Consider the following 18,917-nt stretch of genomic DNA (forward strand, 5'->3'; position numbering starts at 1 on the left):
GCTATTTATTAAGATAATTAAATACCAGTTAATTCCTCTGCTAGTTAACTGCTACTTTAATAAAAACTATTTATTTTTAATTTGAAATTCTAGTAAAGTAACTAATGGAACCCAATTGCCAGTCCAATGATAATCCCACAGATCGAAATTAGACTCTCTTTTCAAAAGCTTTCCATTTTCCAGCTTAAAAAGCGGCGAAGTATTATTTAATTCGCCAATTTGATCATAAAGTGGCAAAAATTCCTGTTCAGGGAAAACATTAGGAATTGCCCCTGTTTTAAATACTTTGTAGATGCTATCTGCGGATAATTGCATAATATTTTTAATCAACTCATAATGAAATTTATTATCTTTTTTATAAAGATTTCCGTCACCATAAGCTAACCAATTCATCCCTTTTGAATTAAATATCCACAGGCCCTGCTGACTGTCCTCATCATGCATTAAATTTGCAATCAATAAAGTCAAAACCGCTGGCAAATGAATTTTTGCTACAGCTCTTCTAGGTGTTCTCATGTGTCCTGATGACAAAGAATCAGTTAAATAATGATTAGCAAATGCGTTTTGCGCATAAGCTAGTTGTAATGTCTTATCCGCTTCTTCAATCTTATTTTGTAAAGAGAGTTGATGAGCCCTTAGCGCTGTTTTTAAAGCCATTTGATGACCAACTTGATAGGCTTTTAAAGAATCTGGCACAAAATGATCATAATTAACTTGCGCTAAGAGAATATACTGACCAAAAGGAATATAATCGCTTATAAAGCTACCTCCACCTGTTAACCGATTAAGTTTTTTAGTTATATCGTTACCTTTTTTCTTATAAAAAACCCAATCATCTTGACCTTGATTTCGTGCCTCTTTTAATTCTAAAGCTAAGTCTGCAAAAAACTTTCTTAATTGTTTTATTTCATCTAAAACTTTATCTTTTGGGACTAAAGCTAATGCATTAAACTGTGCTTCAAAACAATTTTGAGGTGTAGATAATGAACAGCTTGATATAGGATATTTGGCATTTCCAAATAAATCGCCCGCAAGCATTACAATTTCACCATATGTAACTTTTATTCCATTGGGAAGGGTTAATTCAGCATTAGTATTCTGAAGTCCTCTTAAAATAATTGACTCACCTAATTCCCGGTGTTCTAAATTAGCAAAGCCAAAGCCACCTTTCTGCATTAGCTGCTCTAAAATACTTGGTGTAATAATGTTTTCTTCTGATTGACCTTCGTTACTAAAAATGGTAATCAATATCAATAAAAAACAGCGTAGAATATTCTGCATAAAGATTGTCCTTAAATCTAATTGGGAAGCAAGAAATTGATAGATATGCTCTCCCTAGAAATTTGAAATTTATAGCAAGGTAATTACTTAATGTATAAATTTTCGGCTTAATCCTATTTAACTTTAATTTTTAAGTTTAGATAGAATACCTGTTTAATTGACTAGCTTGCTTATATTGATATAGTCTTTTTAAAAGCTCGAAATTTTTATATGATATTAATAGAATCAATAATTTTTTTAATAACTGCCTAGTTAAGACATAATGAAATTATCTTACAGCCTAAAAAATTTGCTTAAATACTTTTTGTGTATTTTTTCCCTTAGTCTTTTTTCTACTCAAATTGTAGCTCAAATTATTCAATACCAAACTGAAACAATACCTACCGACTCCTTAGTGGATTTTCAAGCCAACTCAACTAAAGTGAAGCAAGTAATTCAAATTGCGTTAGATTTGGCAGCTCAAAAAATAGGTTATTTATACGGTTCTGCTGAACCATCCTCAGGAGGAATGGATTGTTCAGGAACAATTTATTACCTTTTAACAAAAATTGGAATTAAAAATGTTCCTCGCTCGTCTGAAGGACTATATCAGTGGGTAAAAAAAAGTGGATACCTTTATTCAGTAAGAACTAATAATATTGATGAATTTTCACATCTTAGTCCTGGCGATCTACTTTTCTGGAGCGGGACCTATCAGGCTCTAAATAATCCTTGTGCTACGCATGTTATGCTCTATTTAGGAAAAAATAAGCAAGGAAAACATTTAATGGTTGGTTCTAGTGATGGGCGAACATATAACGGTAAGCAAGTTTACGGTGTAAGTGTATTTGATTTTAAGCTACCAGCTAATAATACAAAAAGTAAATTCTTAGGATATAGCTGTATTCCTAATTTCACCTGCCCTAATTTAATATTAGACTAGTCTAAGCAAAATTTATTCTCATTAAGTTGAATAGAATAAATAAAGTGTGATGCATAGTTAAATTTCAGTAAAATTTTTAAAATTAATTCTGCGGTATTATTCTCTTTTTCGTATGGTACTCTGATAATAAGATTGCCATTATTATCATTAAAGCACCAATAAAAAACGGAGTAGTTATTTTCTCTTTCAAATATAGTGCAGCAGTTATTGTTGCAAAAACTGGTTCAAGAGAAAAAATTATTGCTGCTTTTGATGAACTAACATATCTCTGAAATTTTAACTGTAATATAAAAGCTATAATTGAAGCAAAGATACTACAAAATAAAATAGCAAACCATACATTTATTTGCTGTGGAAGTCTAATTTCATCTGTTAAAAAACTAGCTATGCCAACAACAATACAAACGAAAATTGATTGCAAAAAGGTTAAGGTCAAAGGCTCATGCATTCGAGATGCTTTACCAGCAATGATGATATAGCTTGCAAAACAAAAGGCACACAATAAAACCCAAACATCACCTTGATTAATAGTCAGACCATTTGAAAGAGTAATAAAACCAATTCCAATAATTGAAAAAGCTACTGATACTATTAAATATAAAGATGGGTAACATTTATTTAAAAAAGATTCAAACAAAGCTACAAAGACTACCGATAATCCGGTAATAAAACTTGCAGTTGACGCGGTTGTATAACAAAGACCAATAGTTTGAAAGACAACAGTACCAGCTAAAAATATACCTAATATAACGCCATAATATATATTCTTTTTATTAAATTTTATTTTTTTAAAAAATAGAATATAAAGTAATACGCTAGCAATACCAAAACGCCAATATAAAAAATTAAAAGGATTAAGAGTAGCGACCGCATCTTTTATAAATGAAAATGTCATTCCCCACAGCATAGTGGCTAGTAATATTGCACTTGTTCCCCAAAAAACTTTGTTATCTTTCATAAGAATTTTTTAGCATCAAATTAACCTGTATTAATTTTTTAATTTGTTTACATAAATATTATTATAAATAATTAATAACTTAAATCTAAATACTTATATTAGCTTATAGAGCTTTATAAACTTATTTAAAATTTTTTTAGCCTTTGAAGTAATAATTTCAATACTAACTTTATCTTTATAAATCTTTTCTGCCTTCTAGATGGCTAATTAAGATCAAAATCATTTAGCATTATCAGGCCAAAAAAGTGAGCTCCAATATTAACATCTAATCATTCTTTTATAAGTTTCTCTTGTTTATTTAATTTTTATTAGCTCTGTAAAGATGATGTAGGATGTATCAATTTAATGAAAACTTAATCAAAAATTACTATTAGGTTACTCTCTAGATAGCTTGGCTTATCTATCGCGAAAAAACAAGTTGATCAATACTAAACATAGGTAGCCTCTGGGCAAATAACCTCAGTAAGTTGATCATTAATTTACATATTGATTGGAAAAGGTTTGTTTTTTATATTTTGAAACTGTAAAATAAAAAATCACTATAGCTTATCAATAATCACTTAATCTATTTATAACCAAGTTAGGAAAATTAAGTTGCAAATGAAACCTAGTACAGGAAGCATCAAAATATTAAATAAGGATATGATTTTACTCGATTTAAGTCAAAGCATACTTAATAATAAAACAAGTTCCGAATTAAAAGAGATACTTTCCAGTATTCCTTCTAATATCAATGCGTTGGATTTAAGTTGGAATTTTTTTTATCTTCGAAGCAGTAAAGAACTCAAAAAAGCATTCAAAACTATTCCTATTAATATAACTTCTCTCACTTTAAGCTGGAATAATTTTGCAACACAAACAGGTATTGAAGTAGCAGATATTCTTTCGGCGCTTCCTAAGCATATTAATACCTTATTTATAAGTGGAGCTTGTAATAAAGTTGGAAATGATCTTTTACTCGTCCTAACAGCTATTCCACCAAGTATCAAATCGCTTAGATTAGAAAAATTAGAAAAAGATGATTTACATAAGGTTTCAGAGGAAAATTTAGCACCTCTTAAAGGTTCTCTGCCTCATATACAAACTATTCAATTAAGTTATATTGAAATTCAACAAATGTCACCTCGTCAGCGGCAATTGATTAAAGAAATGCTTCCTAAGATTAAAGAAGTTATTTTATTAGATGATCAAGGAAATAAAATAGTAAATCCTGATTCAACTCTTAATATCCGGTATAAATGGGAACTTGGGGATAAAAAAAGTCTCCCAACTCTATTAAGTTGGGCAGCTTTTTATATAGTAAAAACTAAAATTGAGTTAAAAGGTGTTCCGCAAGATAGTAAAGAGCATGTAAATAACATTCCTAATAATTTTTTTAGTTAAGTAAATGGAATACAGAGCCAAATTATAATTAAAGAAGCAATATAACCTATACTCCAGAAAATTGATCGCAAAGTTGAGCGATCAAGTAAATATAAAATATGATAAAAACATCGAGAAACTAAATAAATTGTTGCTAATATCTGAATCAAATAACCTGTGTGTTTAGTAGCAATAGCTGTTAAGATTGCTGCTGAAAAGATAACAAGAGATTCAAAACTATTTTGATGCGCAGCAACAGCTCGTGCACCCCAGCCAGTGAGCGAAGCTTGTTGTAACCGAGGATTATTGTTGTCATACCCTTCTTGCTTATCTTTCATAGCTAAAGCGACAGGAATTTTGGCTAAATAAGGAAATAAACAAGCAATAAAAAGACAAAGAATTATAAAAAACATACAAACCTCAAAGATTAAATATCATTTAACAACTATGGCACTTGTAATAATAATACATTTATATTTTATTCTAACAATATAAATAATTATAATAATCCTCTGCTAATAGGAAAATTTAGTTAACTATAGCAATAATCTCTGATAGAAAGTTATCTTATATGAATTAAAAGACAAACTAACCAATTGTATATATTCATTTTTTTTTAGCAACTATTGTATAGGTATGCCAAAATTTGTCATAACCTAAAGCGTCTGCTCCGTCTCTTTTTGTCTCTTCAAACCATAGAATATCTAATTGCTTGAGAAGATACTTTAAATCATTTTTTTTGCAGAAAGTCATATTAAATTTATTTATCTTATTCCAACTATCCCCTACTCCAAGAATTGTTCCTGCAAAGATTCCACCTAAAGGTAGAGCTGTTAAAATTAAATTCCAGAATTTATAAAAGATATCTGGCTTTAAAAAATGGAGGCTATAGTTAGCAGAAATCAATGAAGCCAATGGCAGAATGTTTAATGTTTCAAAACTAGCTATCTTTGTAAATAATTTATTTCTTAATAATAATGGGCAGCGAGCATTTAGAATTGTTATTGCTTCTACATTAGCGTCAATTGCCAATACTGACCAACCAAAATCTAATAATTTAAGTGCATCTGTTCCTGTACCACATCCTAAATCAATAGCAAATGGAACATAATCTAATTTATTTTTGTAGTTAAAATACTCAATTGCTTTAGTTAGTGCTTCTCTTGGTTGCATAACTTGTTGTGTAATTTAATAATAATTAATCCAATTTTTTTTATACATTTAAATATCCAAACTGGTTACCTAGAGGTAACTAATTGACTGATTAATATAGCTTTTATATTTTATAAGTTATTAATTTATGATAAAGGAAATTATATGAAAGAAAAAATTATTAAGAAGATTGTTCAAAAAAAACTTTTAAAAACAAGTAGAGGTTGGTGTGGGCCAGGAACATGTATAGGAGCATAATTGTGCGCGTCCTATTTTAAAATAGGACACTTTAATTAATTAGGAGTTTTAAGTGGAATACCCTAAACTAAAGAGCATCACTGCCTATAAAAATGATAAAGTTACCTTACGTTACTGCAAAGATTACCCTAACACCAAAATGCATTCTGAAGAAGCGTTAAAGGAACTAATGAAATTCATCTGGCTGTGCCTTAAACATAACTCAGATAAAGAAAAAAATCCTTACAATCCTTTATTAAATTTTTCTTGTACAATTCATCAAGAAATGGCGGACATTGATAATATATGGCACACTTTCCTTCTCTTTACTAGGGATTATCAGAATTTTTGTGATCAATATTTAAGGGGTAATTTTTTTCATCACGAACCCATTACTTCTAAAATTAAATTAAATAAAAATTACGAACAGGAATTAACTCTTTACTTGTCTTATATATACGATAACTTAGGTAAAAGTACACTATTGAAATGGTTTAGATGAGATCATTATTATAGTGATTCTTCAAATTTACTTTCAATAGTCAGCATTGCCTCTATATTTGCTTCAGTCCATATTTTTAATGAATTAAGAATAACACCAATTTCATACCCTAACGCTGTCAATGAATATTCTACTTTCATAGGTAAAACAGGAAAAGATTTTCTATTAATAAGTCCTACGCGTTCTAATTTACTAAGTGTCTGAGTTAACATTTTAGGAGAAATACCGCCAAGCTCTCGTTTTAATTCCCCAAAACGGAGCGTTTTGTATAAAAGTTTATTAATAATTAAAATTGACCATTTATCGCTAATCTTTTCTAAAATGTTATGGGAAGGACATTGCTCATCATATACGCAAAATTTTTTTTTGGACATAGACATTGTTTTTAACTAAGTAATAACTAAATTATAATTAATATGAAAAGTCTAAAGTAGACAATTAGATTAATAAACTTATTAATTTGATTTATATCTTGCTTATAAAATAATTAAGATAATTTTAATAATTCTATAATGAAATAAAAAGTTATGAAGGTGTTAACTCTTGGTAAATTATTATTACTAAACTGTTTTACACAGAGTTATCCCCAGAAATTGTGAATAATTTTGTTGCCACCCTGAATCATTGCAAAATTGCTAAAACAAAAATTACTTCCTAAATAAGTTATTTTTAATGTAATAAAATGATAGTATTTTAGACTTTTATAATCCTTGGGCTATACAGCCAAGCATAGAATTGTCCATAAAGTAATAAAATTAACTCTCTCGAATTTTACGAGCCTGCTCTATAATTCGGCTTGATAGAATAAATTTCCACTTCGATTTTCTTCCTTTAGTAGCTTTAAAATCTTCAATTACCTTTTTCTCTTTTAAACGAACACAAGTAGTTTTTATAGAGCCAATTGTAACTCCGACTATGTCACTGAATTCTTTTTTTTCAATAAAGCCAGTAGAATCAGAGTTTGTAATTAAACAGCGTCTTAATATTTCATCAACAATTAATTTAGAGTTTCCAACTAAATCAACATAATTAAATATAGGCTTTAATTTTCTTCCTACTTTTAAATTTTCATTATTGACGGTATGAATTATTTTTTGTTTTAAGGGTAATTTCTTAGCTCTTTTTGTTTTTCCAACACTAGGTGAGAAGTTATTTTTCTTTTTCTCATTCACTGTAGTAATTTTAGCAACCTTATCAATGTGATAAGGTCTAGGTGAATTTTTATCTCGTGTATATTCTTCAATAGATAAAGTAGAGGCTTTAAGCCTAGTAAGTTCTAAGCCTTTCTCACGCTGCTTTTTTAATATATCCTCTATCTTCATTCCCATCGGTTCCTAGTATCTTATTAAATAGCAGATTCTTTCTTCAATACTTCATTTTTTTTGTTAGTTTTAGTTTCTAACCAAGAGCTAATTCCTGTAATTTCTGAAATTAAACTCCAACAATCTTCTTTAGCGGTAGAATTTTTTAGATCAAATATATATTCACCATCAGCCTTAGTATTTTTAAAAGCCGTATTAGTTCTGACTACTATAGGTAATAAATTCTCTCTAAGTTCGTCCCTATTAGCTACTTCTCCCATAATAGTTAAACTTAATTTCTCCCGTGCATCATATTTATTAAAAATAATTTTATAATCTATCCCTATATTAAAATCTTTGAAGGACTCTTGAATTTGAATAATCTCAGATACAGACATTATTACTCCATCAAAAGAATCAATATCTGCATTTAAAGGGATTAAATTTGTAGTTGCATAACATGCCGCACAAGAAGTTATCTTATTTATTGAAGGTGGACAATCTAAAATTATAAGGTCGTAATTTTTTTCTAGGTCCGAGAATAAGTTTTTAAAATACCCAGCAGCATTTATTGTTTGTGAACCAAGAACTTGCTCAACTTGTGAATTATCTAAAGAAGATGGTAGTAAATGAAGGTAAGGAGTAACTTCTTTAATAATCTCACGTAGCTTTTTTTGTTTATTTAACACATGAACTATGACAGGCTGTCCATGTTTCTTCATATTAAATGATTGAGTTAAATTTGCCTGCATGTCTAAATCTACAGCTAAAACACGAAATCCTAATCTACTTGCTCCTTCAGCTATCGCTGTAGCGAGAGAAGTTTTTCCGATTCCTCCTTTCATTCCAAAAATATTTATTATTGTTGGACGTTTATTGGGTTTGAAATTAAATCCTCTTAGCTCTAAAATTTCTCTAGCGGTTGATGCAGGTAAAACCTTTCTATTTGCAATAGGGATAACTTCTAAATCATTATCTTTAATTAATTTATAGATTAGATGTGGTGAGACATTAATTATTGCAGAAAAATCCCTGGCGCTTATTGTTTTCATTATTATTCTCAGAATTATTCTTAATATTAAAATTAAACCCCAACCCATCCTTTGTCAACGAAAAATGGTTAATTCAATAAAAAACGTTGAATTATTTAATTTATGTACTATAAAAGAAAATTTTAAAACTTAATAAAATTAAAAAAAATTAAATTTTTTTTCATAAAATAATGTGTCTCTTATTTTTGTGAATATTAAGAAATTAATGTGTCTCTTATTATGCAGAGGATATTTCATTAATGTGTCTCTTATTTTTTGAACAAAAGATTAGTTAATGTGCCTCTTATACTAACTTATTCATAATATTAGTGTGTCTCTCTATAATAAAAAATGAATTAATTAATATCTGCTTGTCAGCACGAGATAACCAGCGTTAGTGTGTCTCTTATCTAAATTTTAAAAAATAAGTTAATGTGTCTCTTATCTAAATTTATTATTTATAATTACTGTGTCTCTTTATTTTATTTAAAATTAACAATTACTGTGTCTTTTATATTATTCTTGCATTACATATATTTGTGTCTCTTATAAATTTAAAGATAATTAATTACTGTGTCTCTGATAAGTACTTATATTAATATTATTGTGTCTCTTATTTAATTTTAATTTTAATAATCTTAGGATCTTTATAGGATAAAATAAAAATTTATAATCAATATGTTAAGTTAATATAACAGTATACTGTTTATTTTATTTAAACATAGAGCAATCGATTACTATAATTTTAGCAATAATTAATGTGTCTCTTATAAATAATTTATAAAATTAATTACTGTGTCTCTTATAAATAATTTATAAAATTAATTACTGTGTCTCTTATTTATTATTTACAAATAATTATTATTGTGTCTTTTATAGGGATGGATATTTAATTATTACTGTGTCTCTTATTAAAAATATTAATTAGAAATTAATGTGTCTCTTATAAATGCTTAATAAAATAATTAATGTGCCCTGATAAAGCAAGGAATAAAATAGTAAGTACATTTCTTATAAAAAAATTACTGTGTCTCTTATAAATGCGACTTGAATTCAATTACTGTGTCTCTTATTTTATTAAAAAACAATAATTAATGTGTCTTTTATCGAAAGGTAAATAAATGGATTTCTGTGTCTCTTTTATAAAAAAAATCAATAATATCAAGAGGATTAAAGGTTTGACAAATCAAAATTTGCCTATAGTATCTACATTAAATAGTAATGTAATTACAGGCAGTAGGAAAAAATTTTTTCTAAAAACAATTGATTTCGTATAAGAGGCGATTGATATGAACAGATAAAAGGATAAAAACAGAGTTCTGAAGAGCTGGCAGGCTCCTCAGAACTTTAATAACTAAGCTCGGAACGCAAGCTAATTTAAACAATCATTTTTTATTGTAGCTACGTTCCCTTAAAAAAACAACAATGATAAGGAAATTATCTATGGGGAACCTTTGTTCAATTTTCCATGCTCATTTTTCTAAGTTAGTTGAATACACTAGAAGCCATAATAAGGCAGTCTTTTTAGATAAATGTATTTTCTGGTGGCAGATATCCAAATATACCCTTAATGATGGCGAGATTTGGTTTACCAGGACCTTAACTCAAATGGCTACAGACTTATCTTTATCAGAACGCTCAATTAGTCGCTACTTAGAAGAGTTTGAACAAAAAGGGTTCATTGAGCGCGTATGCAAACTCAGTGCATCGACTAAAAATGGCTTCCGTGTCACAAAACGCCTTTATATTCGAGTAACTCAAAAACTACTTGATTTAGTTCAGATAAAAGAAAAAACAACAAAGACAATTGACGCTCATGCAACGTCTTGCTCTTTTTTAAATCAAATTGGCGAGATCGAAAAAGACAAAAAGTCGGTATTTATAAATAAAGAAAAAGATCATAATCATTTAGTTAACAGTACAGTTAGTTTTAAGGATAATGTGGAAAAATTGTCTAAATCCCTTAATAATCAAAAAAATTACCCTATCTATCAAGTTGAAAAGGTAATCGGGGAGAGGGTAGAGGAACGAACAAAAAATTACATTAAAAGCATGATGAACAATTTAAAACAGGCGCACCTCGTTCATTTCTCATCACCAGAACAAACCTTTGCAGAAATTATTTTTACGATAACCAATCAACCGCAACTTAAGCATGTAGAGACTATTCAACATAAGGTGCAAATTATTGCTAAGCTTTTACGTGAAAAACGTTGGCGTACACCGAAGGGCTTTTATAATCACGCTGATTATGGCCAATACTTTAAGCAAACTTCAGACAAGCTAATAGTTGATATAAATGAACAAAACTTATCCTCTTTAATGACTTCTAATTCCGAAAAAAGCCGGGTGCTTAAACAAAAGCGAGATGCATTAGGGAACATTCAACTATCTATCCATAGTGAAAAGCGATATTTAGAAATGGCTTTACAAGAGCAACAGAACGGTATTGATAAAAAAGCCTTACTCACTTCTATCAAACGACAACTCACTCAATTAGAGGAAGAAGCTTCCAGCCTTACACTGGATATTATGATCCTGGAGCAAGAATCCGCTCCAACATTTAAAAAGGGGGCTGATATACTAAGAGAAAAAACGCTGCAATTAAATCAATTTCAAGATAAAGCGAATATATTGAGGTTAAGGATTAGTCAACAATTTGAAAAGCTTTGTGAAACGATTAAATTATTACCAAAGGGGCATAAAGATATTGATAGACAACAACAGATTTATGAAAATCTACAATCTGAACTTATTATGCTTGAAAATACTATTTCAGAATTAGAGTTTGACTTGTATGCTTCTCATGTGGCTTAGAAGAGGTAAGAGTTAAGACTTATTAAAAAGCCGGTTAAAAAGGAGTTAACAATTATTGAGTTAAATTTGTATAGTATTTCGCGTTGCAACATGTTATTCACAATTTCTGTTGATACGGCTGTGAGATATTTATATAAAGTCACTTGTAACTAAACTAAGTATGAGTTAAGCCCCAAAACTACTTAATATGAATTCAACTTGGAAAATAGACATAAATTTTAGCACATTACTATTATGAAATAAAAGTACTATTACAGAAAGCTATATAAACATAAATAAATGATTAGTGACTATAACAGAGCCAAATTTGCAACAATTTTCTTAAGCCGGTTTGGATTATCATCAACATAAATAGCAGTGGTAACGATGGAGGAGTGGCCAGTTAAACGTGAAACAGCTTTAATGTCTACACCTTGTTCAATTAATTTAGTAATAAAAGTACGCCGTCCAGAATGCGAGCTGGCGCTAATAATTCCAGCTTTATCATAAATAACTTTAAACCATTTTTGTAGGGTATGGGGCGTAAATCGACTTCGTCGCTGGGTCTGAAATAAAAATTTATGAAGTGCTATTTTATTTGATTTTAAGTAATTAGATACACTTGCAATGCATCACGTAATTTTTTATTAGTTAAATAAGCATAACGTTGTTTTTCGCCTTTTGTCATTGCGCGCCGTAAACACACTTCATCAAGGAGCTGATAATGGTTATCAGCAACATCAATAATGGTTAGTGAAGCAATTTATTTGACACGCAATCCTAGGCCTAAGGAGCAATAAATTAAGGCAATATTTCGTATTGCTAATGAGCTATCTTTAGCTACTGCAAGTAGTTTTTTGAATTCGGCATCTGTTAATACTTTGGCTTTACCTTCTCTAGGCATAACTTTTTATTTAAATCCTAAAAAATTAATATTCTATATAAAAAAGGAACTCTTGGCAAAATTAAAAAATTTTTATCTTCTAAAACCTGCATTGCAATTAAAGACAGCCTAAAATACCTATTTTAGGTTGTCTTTAATTTTTAAATATTAATAAAAACAATCATTGGTAATTTATTTAAAAATATAAAGTATAAGTACATATTTAAATGAGGAATGTGAATAGTAAGAATAATATTAGGATTTACAGCTAATATTATTATTATTTATTTGATTTTAGATACTTGGTTGAATCCTTATTAATAGTGCAGTATTTTATTGCTCTACAATGATAAGGAAATACCATGTTACGTTATAAAATAACTGGAATTGCAATTTTATTATTAACTAAAGTTCTTTTTGCTGGAACAATGGGCAATATGGACTTAATTCCAATTTGTATTCCTGGAAGCAGTATAATTCCTTGTGCTACTAATGCATGGGATTTCGGTGCAAGTGTACTTTATTTAAAGCCAAAATATGGTGATAAATTAGTTTATTTTGGTGTATTTCATGACCAGGATTTATCTCATAATATTGCTAAAAAATCCCGCGAATGGGACTGGGGTTATAAAATAGAGGCTTCATATCATTTTGGTACTGGAAGCGATCTTAATATTAATTGGTCTCACTTTAATCAATCTATAACCAATAATACCACCTTCACTGTAGCACCATTTGGGGTAACGATGCCTTTAACATATACGATTAAACCAAAATGGAACTCGCTAAACTTAGAATATGGGCAAATAGTTAATTACGGTGAAAATAAAAGCTTTAGATTTTATGGTGGTCTACAATCTACTGAATTAGATAGCGATGCAGTGCTTAGCCTACCACCTGTATCTATAAGAGGTAGGAGTAATTATGTACACGCAAGTGGTGATATAAAATATCATAGTGTTGGCCCGAGAATTGGCCTTGATTACTATTCCAATTTTTTAGGTAATTTTGGTATATATGCAGATGCTGCTATAACCGTGCTTTTTGGAAATGGCCAATTTCACCGAACGAGTTTTATTAATGATGTTGTCTTGAATTACAAAAGTGGCTCAAAAAATCTTATTCTTCCAGAATTTGAGGGGAAAATTGGTGGACAATTTACTTTTCTTATGGGACGAAGTTATTTATCTTTTAATGCTGGATATATGTTAGTTGATTTTTTATCTGGTACAGATACCTTAACTACTAAGGGATTTGGAGATATTTTTTCCTTAAGTGGAGTTTATATTGGAGTTAAATGGGCTAATAGTCTATAGATGAATTTTAAATTAGGCTGTCAAAAATAAGGCAGCCTAATTAAAGTAAAAGTGTTAATTTAATTTTTATCCTAATACATTTTTCTAAGAATTTAAGCGCTTACTTCTGTTAACTTCTTAGATCGAGATACCAGACATTTCTGAGCCTGCTTTTTATAAGAATCAATTTCTGGAAATAGAATACATAATTTTTCCCAGTAAGATAAAGACTCTTCAAGTTTTTTCTGTTTCATTAGCGCAACAGCTAAAATTCTTAATGCTTGTATATTATCCGGATCTTTATTATAGATTGATTGAGCAAGTTTAATTTGATTTTCTGAACTTTCTGCATCCTTTAATTGGTCTGACATTCTTCTTAAAATTAAGGTTTTTACTTTTAAGACTTGCTTATCTTCCGGAGCTTCATTAATTAACGCAACATTTATCTCCCATGCTCGTTCGAAATCCCCTTTTTCTAAAAGGATTTTTATATTTTCTAGTGCTCCTTTTATAACTGATTTAGAAAGACTTTTAATTTGAGAGGGTTGATTATCCTTAGAATTAAAATATAACTTCATTTGTTGCACAGTAAAAAGTGCCTCAAGAAAGTTATTAGCTTTCAATGCTGCTTTTGCTCTTAATATCCATGCATGTTTATCTTTACTTTCCAAAGTTGTTGCCTTAATCAACCAGCTTAAAGCTTCTGAATATTCATTTTTGGCGAAAAAAGCTCGACCCATCAATAGCGCTATACCGGGGAAAGTTGGATCTAAAAATGATATATTCATTCCTGCTTTAATTGCCTTGTCATAATTCTCATTGTTATAGGCATCTTTAAACTCACTACGCTGACTTAGAATATATTCACGTCGAATTCGAATAGCTAAGTTTTGTCGAGGCTGAATTAATAATAAAGCGCTTAAATAACTCATCCATTCCTTAAGATTTTTCTGGCGAAAATTATAATCTTCAATAAACTTTAACCATTCTGCAGATATTTTAACGATCATTTTTTTAACTTGTGGATCATCAGGGCATATTTCTAATGCCTTTTGCAAACTTTTGGCAGCAGATAAAACAAAGTTATGATTTAGCGCAGCTCTTGCAATAGAAAGAATTTCATCAGCTGAAATAGAAGATACTCTTTCAATTAAAAGCTCTAAGCTTTTCTCATCTGCTACTGTTGCAAGCATTCTATTTAAAGCAGATATAAGATTAGAATCATTAGGAGATATTTCTAAAGCTAAGTTAAGCCATTTAATTGCCTTCTCAAAATCATTTTCTTGCTCAAAAAGCAACGCTTGTTGAGAGGCTGCTTCTAACCTGAAATCTTCAAATTTATATAACTGTTCCCAATAAACGCTAGCTTTAATTGGTTCACCTAAAGCTTGAGCGGCCATAGCTGATAGCTTAATAACTTCAGGTTCATAAAACTCTTCCTCAAAAAGAATATCAGCGTTATTTAAGACATCATTAAATTGCTTAAGATTAAAGTAACTTTTAATTAAAGTAAGTCGGCTGTCATTACTTAGCTCTTGATTTTCATCAAGAAACTTAAAACTTTCTATTGCTCTTTCGTAGTCATTTAAATAATATAATATATGCCCAAAAAATTCTTTAGCTGCTGAAAATTTAGGATATTTTCGCATTAAATTATTAAGCTGCTGAAGCACATTAGTTATTTCACCTTGTTCATATAATTCTTTAAGGCGTTCTAGCTCATCATTTAGAAGATTTTTATCATTTTCAGTTTCCTCATTATGTAAACCATTTAATAGAGGTTCAATATAGAGCCGTTGTAAATCATTAAAAATTCGATTTTCAAACAAGGGTGTATAGTGAGTACTATCTAAGCCGTTTTTTTGTAAAGATAAGGATTGACCAAGCACCATCATAAGATGCGTTGGATTATAAACTTTACATCCAATATCTTTACCAGTTTTCTCAATAGTTTTAATCCAATTATCACGAGAGCTAATATATGACATATCAGGTAATTTAACGTTGCAATGTGTAATATAAACCACATTTTTTACCCGGTTTGTGATTTCAATCATATCTTGTTTAAGTTCATCGGGTGTCATTTGTTTAACGGATATTTTGCTTAATAATTTTTGCTTTTCTTTAGGGTAAGTTTTATAAATTGGGTCAGCTTGTAAAAAACTTAACAATTCTTCTTTATTAGGTTTTGCAGCTAATGACCAAAATTTTTTAGTTCGCTCTGGATCTAAAAAAAATTCTGAAAAATATACATATATATAATTCATCTGCACGTATTCATCATTAACCATAGCGACTTTAGCAGAAGATATCTCAACAAAATATAAATCAGATGGGGCTGTTTTTTTTCTTAATTGATTTTTATTAAAACGTAGGCGAGGAGATAAAATTGGATGAATTTCTTTTGATGGTAGATAATCGCCTTGTAAATATTTAAGTTGCTGTAATGCTTCAGCACTAGTATGTGTAAAACCATAAATATCTGTTGTGTTTAATTGAGAATAAGTTTTAAAGTTGAATTTTTTAAATGGATTATGTATTCGGCAAGAACCGATAGGTGTTATTTTTATGGTCATAATATTTCTCGCTACTTTCGACTGAATTTTATATTGTTAACTAATGTTATCTATGTATAGATTTACTTATTAATCTTTTCAAGTTAGATACTTTTCTCGTTAGTAAGAATAAGTTAGCGGAATTCCAAGTCACATTATTATAAATTTATATATAATGTTAAGAGACTGTATTGGAAGAGTAGAATATAGTTAGGTAAATAAGCTTTAAGTAATTTTTATAAAGTTTCTTAAGGATAAGCTTTCACCTACTAAAATGTAATGGATTTATTAAATCATTAGCCACTTCCTTATAGCTCCTATTATTTTTAAATATAAATTAACTGTTTTTCACCCTGGTGTCTATCTACTTACAAGGAATTAAATTATATAATCTGAAATATTAAAGTTAAATTAATTGGAATAGACAGGTTTACTAATGATGATTTCCAGATGCAATGTTAGCGTCTATTATTTGAGCAACTGATTAATAAACTATTATGCAACACTATAAAATTCTTTTATTATCCGTGCTGCTGACAACGCTGTAATATGATTGTAATCTAATTCTGGAATTAGCTCTTAAATATTCATACCAATATAAGTGAAATGATTGCGTAAGCTATGCAATAAGTAGATCACTTGGTTTATATTTAGATTAATTTAAGTATAAAGATAGTATTTTCATTATCTAAATGGATTTAATATAACGCCATATTCCACCACTAAGGCGAGCATTATTAGGGTTTTTAATTAGAAAGTTTAGTAATAGTTTTAAAAATTGCTGCGTCCAGCGTTTACAAAAATCTTCAATATTTTCATTAGGAAATGGATCTGGTAATTCTTGTAATTCAAAGATAAAATTACTTTTTTCCCAATAAGGAATAGCAAAAAAAGAAGGAGATTTAGTTTTAAAAGACATTCTGGCTGCAAAATCTGAGTAAGTTACTTTTTGATTTTCAAATTCAATTTTAGGAGCAGCTGGATTCATAGCACCATCTACTGCAATAGTAATAACATTACGTTGGCGCAAGGACTTAATAATTTGTCTTACTACCTCAGCTTCGGTATTCACGCTAGTCGAAATCAAAGTATTGTTATAAGGTAATGATGGAAGACTGGGAGTAGACGCTATCCATTTATAAGGTAGCCCTAATAATTCTAGTGCTAAAGGCCCAGCGTAAAGACAACCAACATGAGCTGATGCTAAAATAATGCCATTGCCTAGATTTAATTTGTCTTCAATTTTAAAATGTTTTTCCGATAGATCTTCAAAAAAAGCCATTGGTTCATCAGCCTGATGTGGTCTACATTCAAGCCAATCAAGTAAGTAATGATCAACTAAGTATCCCCATTTAGCTTTTTCTTCATATGAATCTCGATAGCTTTCATCCATTGCATTATGATTACTTATAATTTTCCACAACCAGTCAAATCTTGCTTGAGGAAGGTTAACTGTTTCTATTTTTTGTCTTAATTGATTTAAGCCATCTTCAAAGGTATCAGCAAGTGTTTTATTACGAATGGCAAGGCTTTCTTCAAAAATCATTTTTGCTTCATCCGTACGTTGTGCTTGCACTAAAGCTGAAGCTGCATATCGTTTCCATTTTATTGAATTGGGTAGTAATTTTACGACTTCAAGCATTTCATTTGCTGCTTCTTCGTAATTCCCAGAAAATTTTAGTGCTCTGGCATTGAGTAGTCTTGTGTGTGGATTTCCTGGTAAAAGTGTTTTTAATTTTTCTAAATATTGTAGAGCATTAGAATAATTCCCACGTCTAAATAGTAAATCACCTAATAAATTATTTATTTGAATGTTGTCTGGATCAAGTGTGTGCGCTTTGCTAAGAAATGTCATAGCTTCATCTTCTTTATTTTGGTTTGTAATATTTATTTTTGCCAGGATCAAATAAAGACGTGCATCCTCACAGCTTAATTCTAGTAACTGATTAATAATCTTTTCTGCTAAAGAGTATTCTTTGCTATCAAAGGCAATTTGTGCAGCCATAACCCCAAGCTCTTTAGATTGATTAGATAAGGTGAGATTAGAAATATGTTTAATACAAAGCTTAAATTTTTCTGCTCGTGATAAAGTTAAAAGGGCTATTTTAAATAAGCGTTCATTCTGTTGGTAAGCAAATTCATATTGCTCAGCTAACTTTAAAGCTTCATCTAGTTTATTGTCTTGTAGCAACAATTGAATTAATTGAGCAGCTATATCGTAGTTATTTTTATCAATATCTAAAATTTTTCTTAGATAAATACAACCTTCCTGGCGTTCATTTTGTCTAATTAAAAGGCTGGCTAGGGTTGATAAGTCAAGTGCAGATTGAGGATGTTTATTTAAAATTAATTTAAGTAATTTGATAGGCCAGATAAAATTTTTTGATTTTATTAAGGGAGCAATTACCATACGACGTAACCAAGCGCAATCACTATAATTGTTCCACGAAAGAGATTCAAAAGTAGTTAGGCCTAAATCAAACTCCTGAACATTAAAATAAATCAAACCTAACTTCATGAGCTCAGATTGGGAGAGGGGGGATGATTGGTTCTTTATTATTAATAAAGCTTCTGGCCATTTTTTTAATTGTATTAGCTGATCTAGGTCCTTTAAAGATTCTTTTATTTCCATTGTGTTTTAA

General features: G+C 29.6%; 16 protein-coding genes. 5 read left to right on the forward strand and 11 right to left on the reverse strand.

From position 1 onward, the window contains the following. Nucleotides 1-66: 66 nt before the first annotated feature. Complete coding sequence (locus tag DYH30_RS15815) at nucleotides 67-1,281, reverse strand: phospholipase (RefSeq protein ID WP_115332728.1); 1,215 nt, start codon at nucleotides 1,279-1,281, stop codon at nucleotides 67-69. A 262-nt stretch (nucleotides 1,282-1,543) separates the two neighbouring features. On the opposite strand from DYH30_RS15815, the gene DYH30_RS15820 reads away from it, so the two are divergent. Then, nucleotides 1,544-2,203, forward strand: a complete 660-nt coding sequence (locus DYH30_RS15820) for a C40 family peptidase (protein WP_115332729.1) — start codon at nucleotides 1,544-1,546, stop codon at nucleotides 2,201-2,203. Nucleotides 2,204-2,285: 82 nt separating this feature from the next. Here DYH30_RS15820 and DYH30_RS15825 read toward each other — a convergent pair whose 3' ends face one another. Beyond that, nucleotides 2,286-3,161 carry a DMT family transporter gene (locus DYH30_RS15825; RefSeq protein ID WP_115332730.1) on the reverse strand — a complete coding sequence of 292 codons (876 nt, stop codon included), beginning with the start codon at nucleotides 3,159-3,161 and terminating at the stop codon, nucleotides 2,286-2,288. A gap of 600 nt (nucleotides 3,162-3,761) precedes the next feature. On the opposite strand from DYH30_RS15825, the gene DYH30_RS15830 reads away from it, so the two are divergent. Beyond that, nucleotides 3,762-4,544, forward strand: a complete 783-nt coding sequence (locus tag DYH30_RS15830) for a hypothetical protein (protein WP_115332731.1) — start codon at nucleotides 3,762-3,764, stop codon at nucleotides 4,542-4,544. Here DYH30_RS15830 and DYH30_RS15835 read toward each other — a convergent pair. Both DYH30_RS15835 and DYH30_RS15840 read right to left on the reverse strand, forming a co-directional pair. Continuing rightward, complete coding sequence (locus tag DYH30_RS15835; protein WP_115332732.1) at nucleotides 4,541-4,936, reverse strand: MAPEG family protein; 396 nt, start codon at nucleotides 4,934-4,936, stop codon at nucleotides 4,541-4,543. The two genes, DYH30_RS15830 and DYH30_RS15835, sit on opposite strands and share 4 nt — an antisense overlap. 193 nt (nucleotides 4,937-5,129) lie before the next feature. Beyond that, nucleotides 5,130-5,696 carry a class I SAM-dependent methyltransferase gene (locus DYH30_RS15840; protein ID WP_242604779.1) on the reverse strand — a complete coding sequence of 189 codons (567 nt, stop codon included), beginning with the start codon at nucleotides 5,694-5,696 and terminating at the stop codon, nucleotides 5,130-5,132. A gap of 289 nt (nucleotides 5,697-5,985) precedes the next feature. Here DYH30_RS15840 and DYH30_RS15845 point away from each other — a divergent pair, with 289 nt between their 5' ends. Continuing rightward, on the forward strand, nucleotides 5,986-6,414 hold the full coding sequence (locus DYH30_RS15845; RefSeq protein WP_115332733.1) for a glycine-rich domain-containing protein: 429 nt from the start codon (nucleotides 5,986-5,988) through the stop codon (nucleotides 6,412-6,414). Between the two features lie 8 nt (nucleotides 6,415-6,422). Here DYH30_RS15845 and DYH30_RS15850 read toward each other — a convergent pair whose 3' ends face one another. From DYH30_RS15850 to DYH30_RS15860, 3 genes are all read right to left on the reverse strand, one after another. Further along, nucleotides 6,423-6,788: a winged helix-turn-helix transcriptional regulator gene (locus DYH30_RS15850; RefSeq protein ID WP_115332734.1), complete on the reverse strand. Its 366-nt coding sequence runs from the start codon at nucleotides 6,786-6,788 to the stop codon at nucleotides 6,423-6,425. A gap of 381 nt (nucleotides 6,789-7,169) precedes the next feature. Continuing rightward, nucleotides 7,170-7,742 (reverse strand): hypothetical protein, encoded by a 573-nt coding sequence (locus DYH30_RS15855; RefSeq protein WP_131740740.1) that lies wholly within the window; start codon nucleotides 7,740-7,742, stop codon nucleotides 7,170-7,172. Between the two features lie 17 nt (nucleotides 7,743-7,759). Further along, nucleotides 7,760-8,767 carry a ParA family protein gene (locus DYH30_RS15860; protein ID WP_160116234.1) on the reverse strand — a complete coding sequence of 336 codons (1,008 nt, stop codon included), beginning with the start codon at nucleotides 8,765-8,767 and terminating at the stop codon, nucleotides 7,760-7,762. A gap of 1,422 nt (nucleotides 8,768-10,189) precedes the next feature. On the opposite strand from DYH30_RS15860, the gene DYH30_RS15865 reads away from it, so the two are divergent. Next, a complete protein-coding gene (locus DYH30_RS15865) occupies nucleotides 10,190-11,563 on the forward strand; it encodes a hypothetical protein (RefSeq protein ID WP_115332737.1) in 1,374 nt (457 codons plus the stop codon). A 290-nt stretch (nucleotides 11,564-11,853) separates the two neighbouring features. Here the strand turns inward: DYH30_RS15865 and DYH30_RS18410 are convergent, their stop codons facing one another. Together DYH30_RS18410 and DYH30_RS18415 are read right to left on the reverse strand one after the other, a co-directional pair. Beyond that, entirely contained in the window at nucleotides 11,854-12,171 is a 318-nt protein-coding gene (locus tag DYH30_RS18410; protein WP_341273196.1) for a tyrosine-type recombinase/integrase, read from the reverse strand. Between the two features lie 134 nt (nucleotides 12,172-12,305). After that, the gene (locus DYH30_RS18415) at nucleotides 12,306-12,446 is read right to left on the reverse strand and encodes a hypothetical protein (RefSeq protein ID WP_242604780.1); all 141 of its coding nucleotides are present in this window, start codon (nucleotides 12,444-12,446) and stop codon (nucleotides 12,306-12,308) included. Between the two features lie 341 nt (nucleotides 12,447-12,787). Between DYH30_RS18415 and DYH30_RS15875 the strand changes: the two genes are divergently transcribed. Next, nucleotides 12,788-13,741 carry an Lpg1974 family pore-forming outer membrane protein gene (locus DYH30_RS15875; protein WP_115332738.1) on the forward strand — a complete coding sequence of 318 codons (954 nt, stop codon included), beginning with the start codon at nucleotides 12,788-12,790 and terminating at the stop codon, nucleotides 13,739-13,741. Between the two features lie 92 nt (nucleotides 13,742-13,833). Here DYH30_RS15875 and DYH30_RS15880 read toward each other — a convergent pair whose 3' ends face one another. Together DYH30_RS15880 and DYH30_RS15890 are read right to left on the reverse strand one after the other, a co-directional pair. After that, nucleotides 13,834-16,296 carry a hypothetical protein gene (locus DYH30_RS15880; protein WP_115332739.1) on the reverse strand — a complete coding sequence of 821 codons (2,463 nt, stop codon included), beginning with the start codon at nucleotides 16,294-16,296 and terminating at the stop codon, nucleotides 13,834-13,836. A 667-nt stretch (nucleotides 16,297-16,963) separates the two neighbouring features. Beyond that, nucleotides 16,964-18,907 (reverse strand): tetratricopeptide repeat protein, encoded by a 1,944-nt coding sequence (locus tag DYH30_RS15890; RefSeq protein ID WP_115332740.1) that lies wholly within the window; start codon nucleotides 18,905-18,907, stop codon nucleotides 16,964-16,966. Between the last annotated feature and the right edge of the window lie 10 nt (nucleotides 18,908-18,917).

This window comes from Legionella busanensis (genome assembly GCF_900461525.1).
In the GTDB taxonomy this organism is placed as follows: Bacteria; Pseudomonadota; Gammaproteobacteria; order Legionellales; family Legionellaceae; genus Legionella_C; species Legionella_C busanensis.

Excerpts from the sequence above, each read along its gene's own strand:
- DYH30_RS15880 (WP_115332739.1), bottom strand. The coding sequence starts at position 16,296 with ATGACCATAAAAATAACACCTATCGGTTCTTGCCGAATACATAATCCA.
- DYH30_RS15850 (WP_115332734.1), bottom strand. The coding sequence starts at position 6,788 with ATGTCCAAAAAAAAATTTTGCGTATATGATGAGCAATGTCCTTCCCAT.
- DYH30_RS15855 (WP_131740740.1), bottom strand. The coding sequence starts at position 7,742 with ATGGGAATGAAGATAGAGGATATATTAAAAAAGCAGCGTGAGAAAGGC.
- DYH30_RS15825 (WP_115332730.1), bottom strand. The coding sequence starts at position 3,161 with ATGAAAGATAACAAAGTTTTTTGGGGAACAAGTGCAATATTACTAGCC.
- DYH30_RS15890 (WP_115332740.1), bottom strand. The coding sequence starts at position 18,907 with ATGGAAATAAAAGAATCTTTAAAGGACCTAGATCAGCTAATACAATTA.
- DYH30_RS15820 (WP_115332729.1), top strand. The coding sequence starts at position 1,544 with ATGAAATTATCTTACAGCCTAAAAAATTTGCTTAAATACTTTTTGTGT.
- DYH30_RS15875 (WP_115332738.1), top strand. The coding sequence starts at position 12,788 with ATGTTACGTTATAAAATAACTGGAATTGCAATTTTATTATTAACTAAA.
- DYH30_RS15815 (WP_115332728.1), bottom strand. The coding sequence starts at position 1,281 with ATGCAGAATATTCTACGCTGTTTTTTATTGATATTGATTACCATTTTT.
- DYH30_RS15865 (WP_115332737.1), top strand. The coding sequence starts at position 10,190 with ATGGGGAACCTTTGTTCAATTTTCCATGCTCATTTTTCTAAGTTAGTT.
- DYH30_RS15860 (WP_160116234.1), bottom strand. The coding sequence starts at position 8,767 with ATGAAAACAATAAGCGCCAGGGATTTTTCTGCAATAATTAATGTCTCA.
- DYH30_RS15840 (WP_242604779.1), bottom strand. The coding sequence starts at position 5,696 with ATGCAACCAAGAGAAGCACTAACTAAAGCAATTGAGTATTTTAACTAC.
- DYH30_RS15830 (WP_115332731.1), top strand. The coding sequence starts at position 3,762 with ATGAAACCTAGTACAGGAAGCATCAAAATATTAAATAAGGATATGATT.
- DYH30_RS15835 (WP_115332732.1), bottom strand. The coding sequence starts at position 4,936 with ATGTTTTTTATAATTCTTTGTCTTTTTATTGCTTGTTTATTTCCTTAT.
- DYH30_RS18415 (WP_242604780.1), bottom strand. The coding sequence starts at position 12,446 with ATGCCTAGAGAAGGTAAAGCCAAAGTATTAACAGATGCCGAATTCAAA.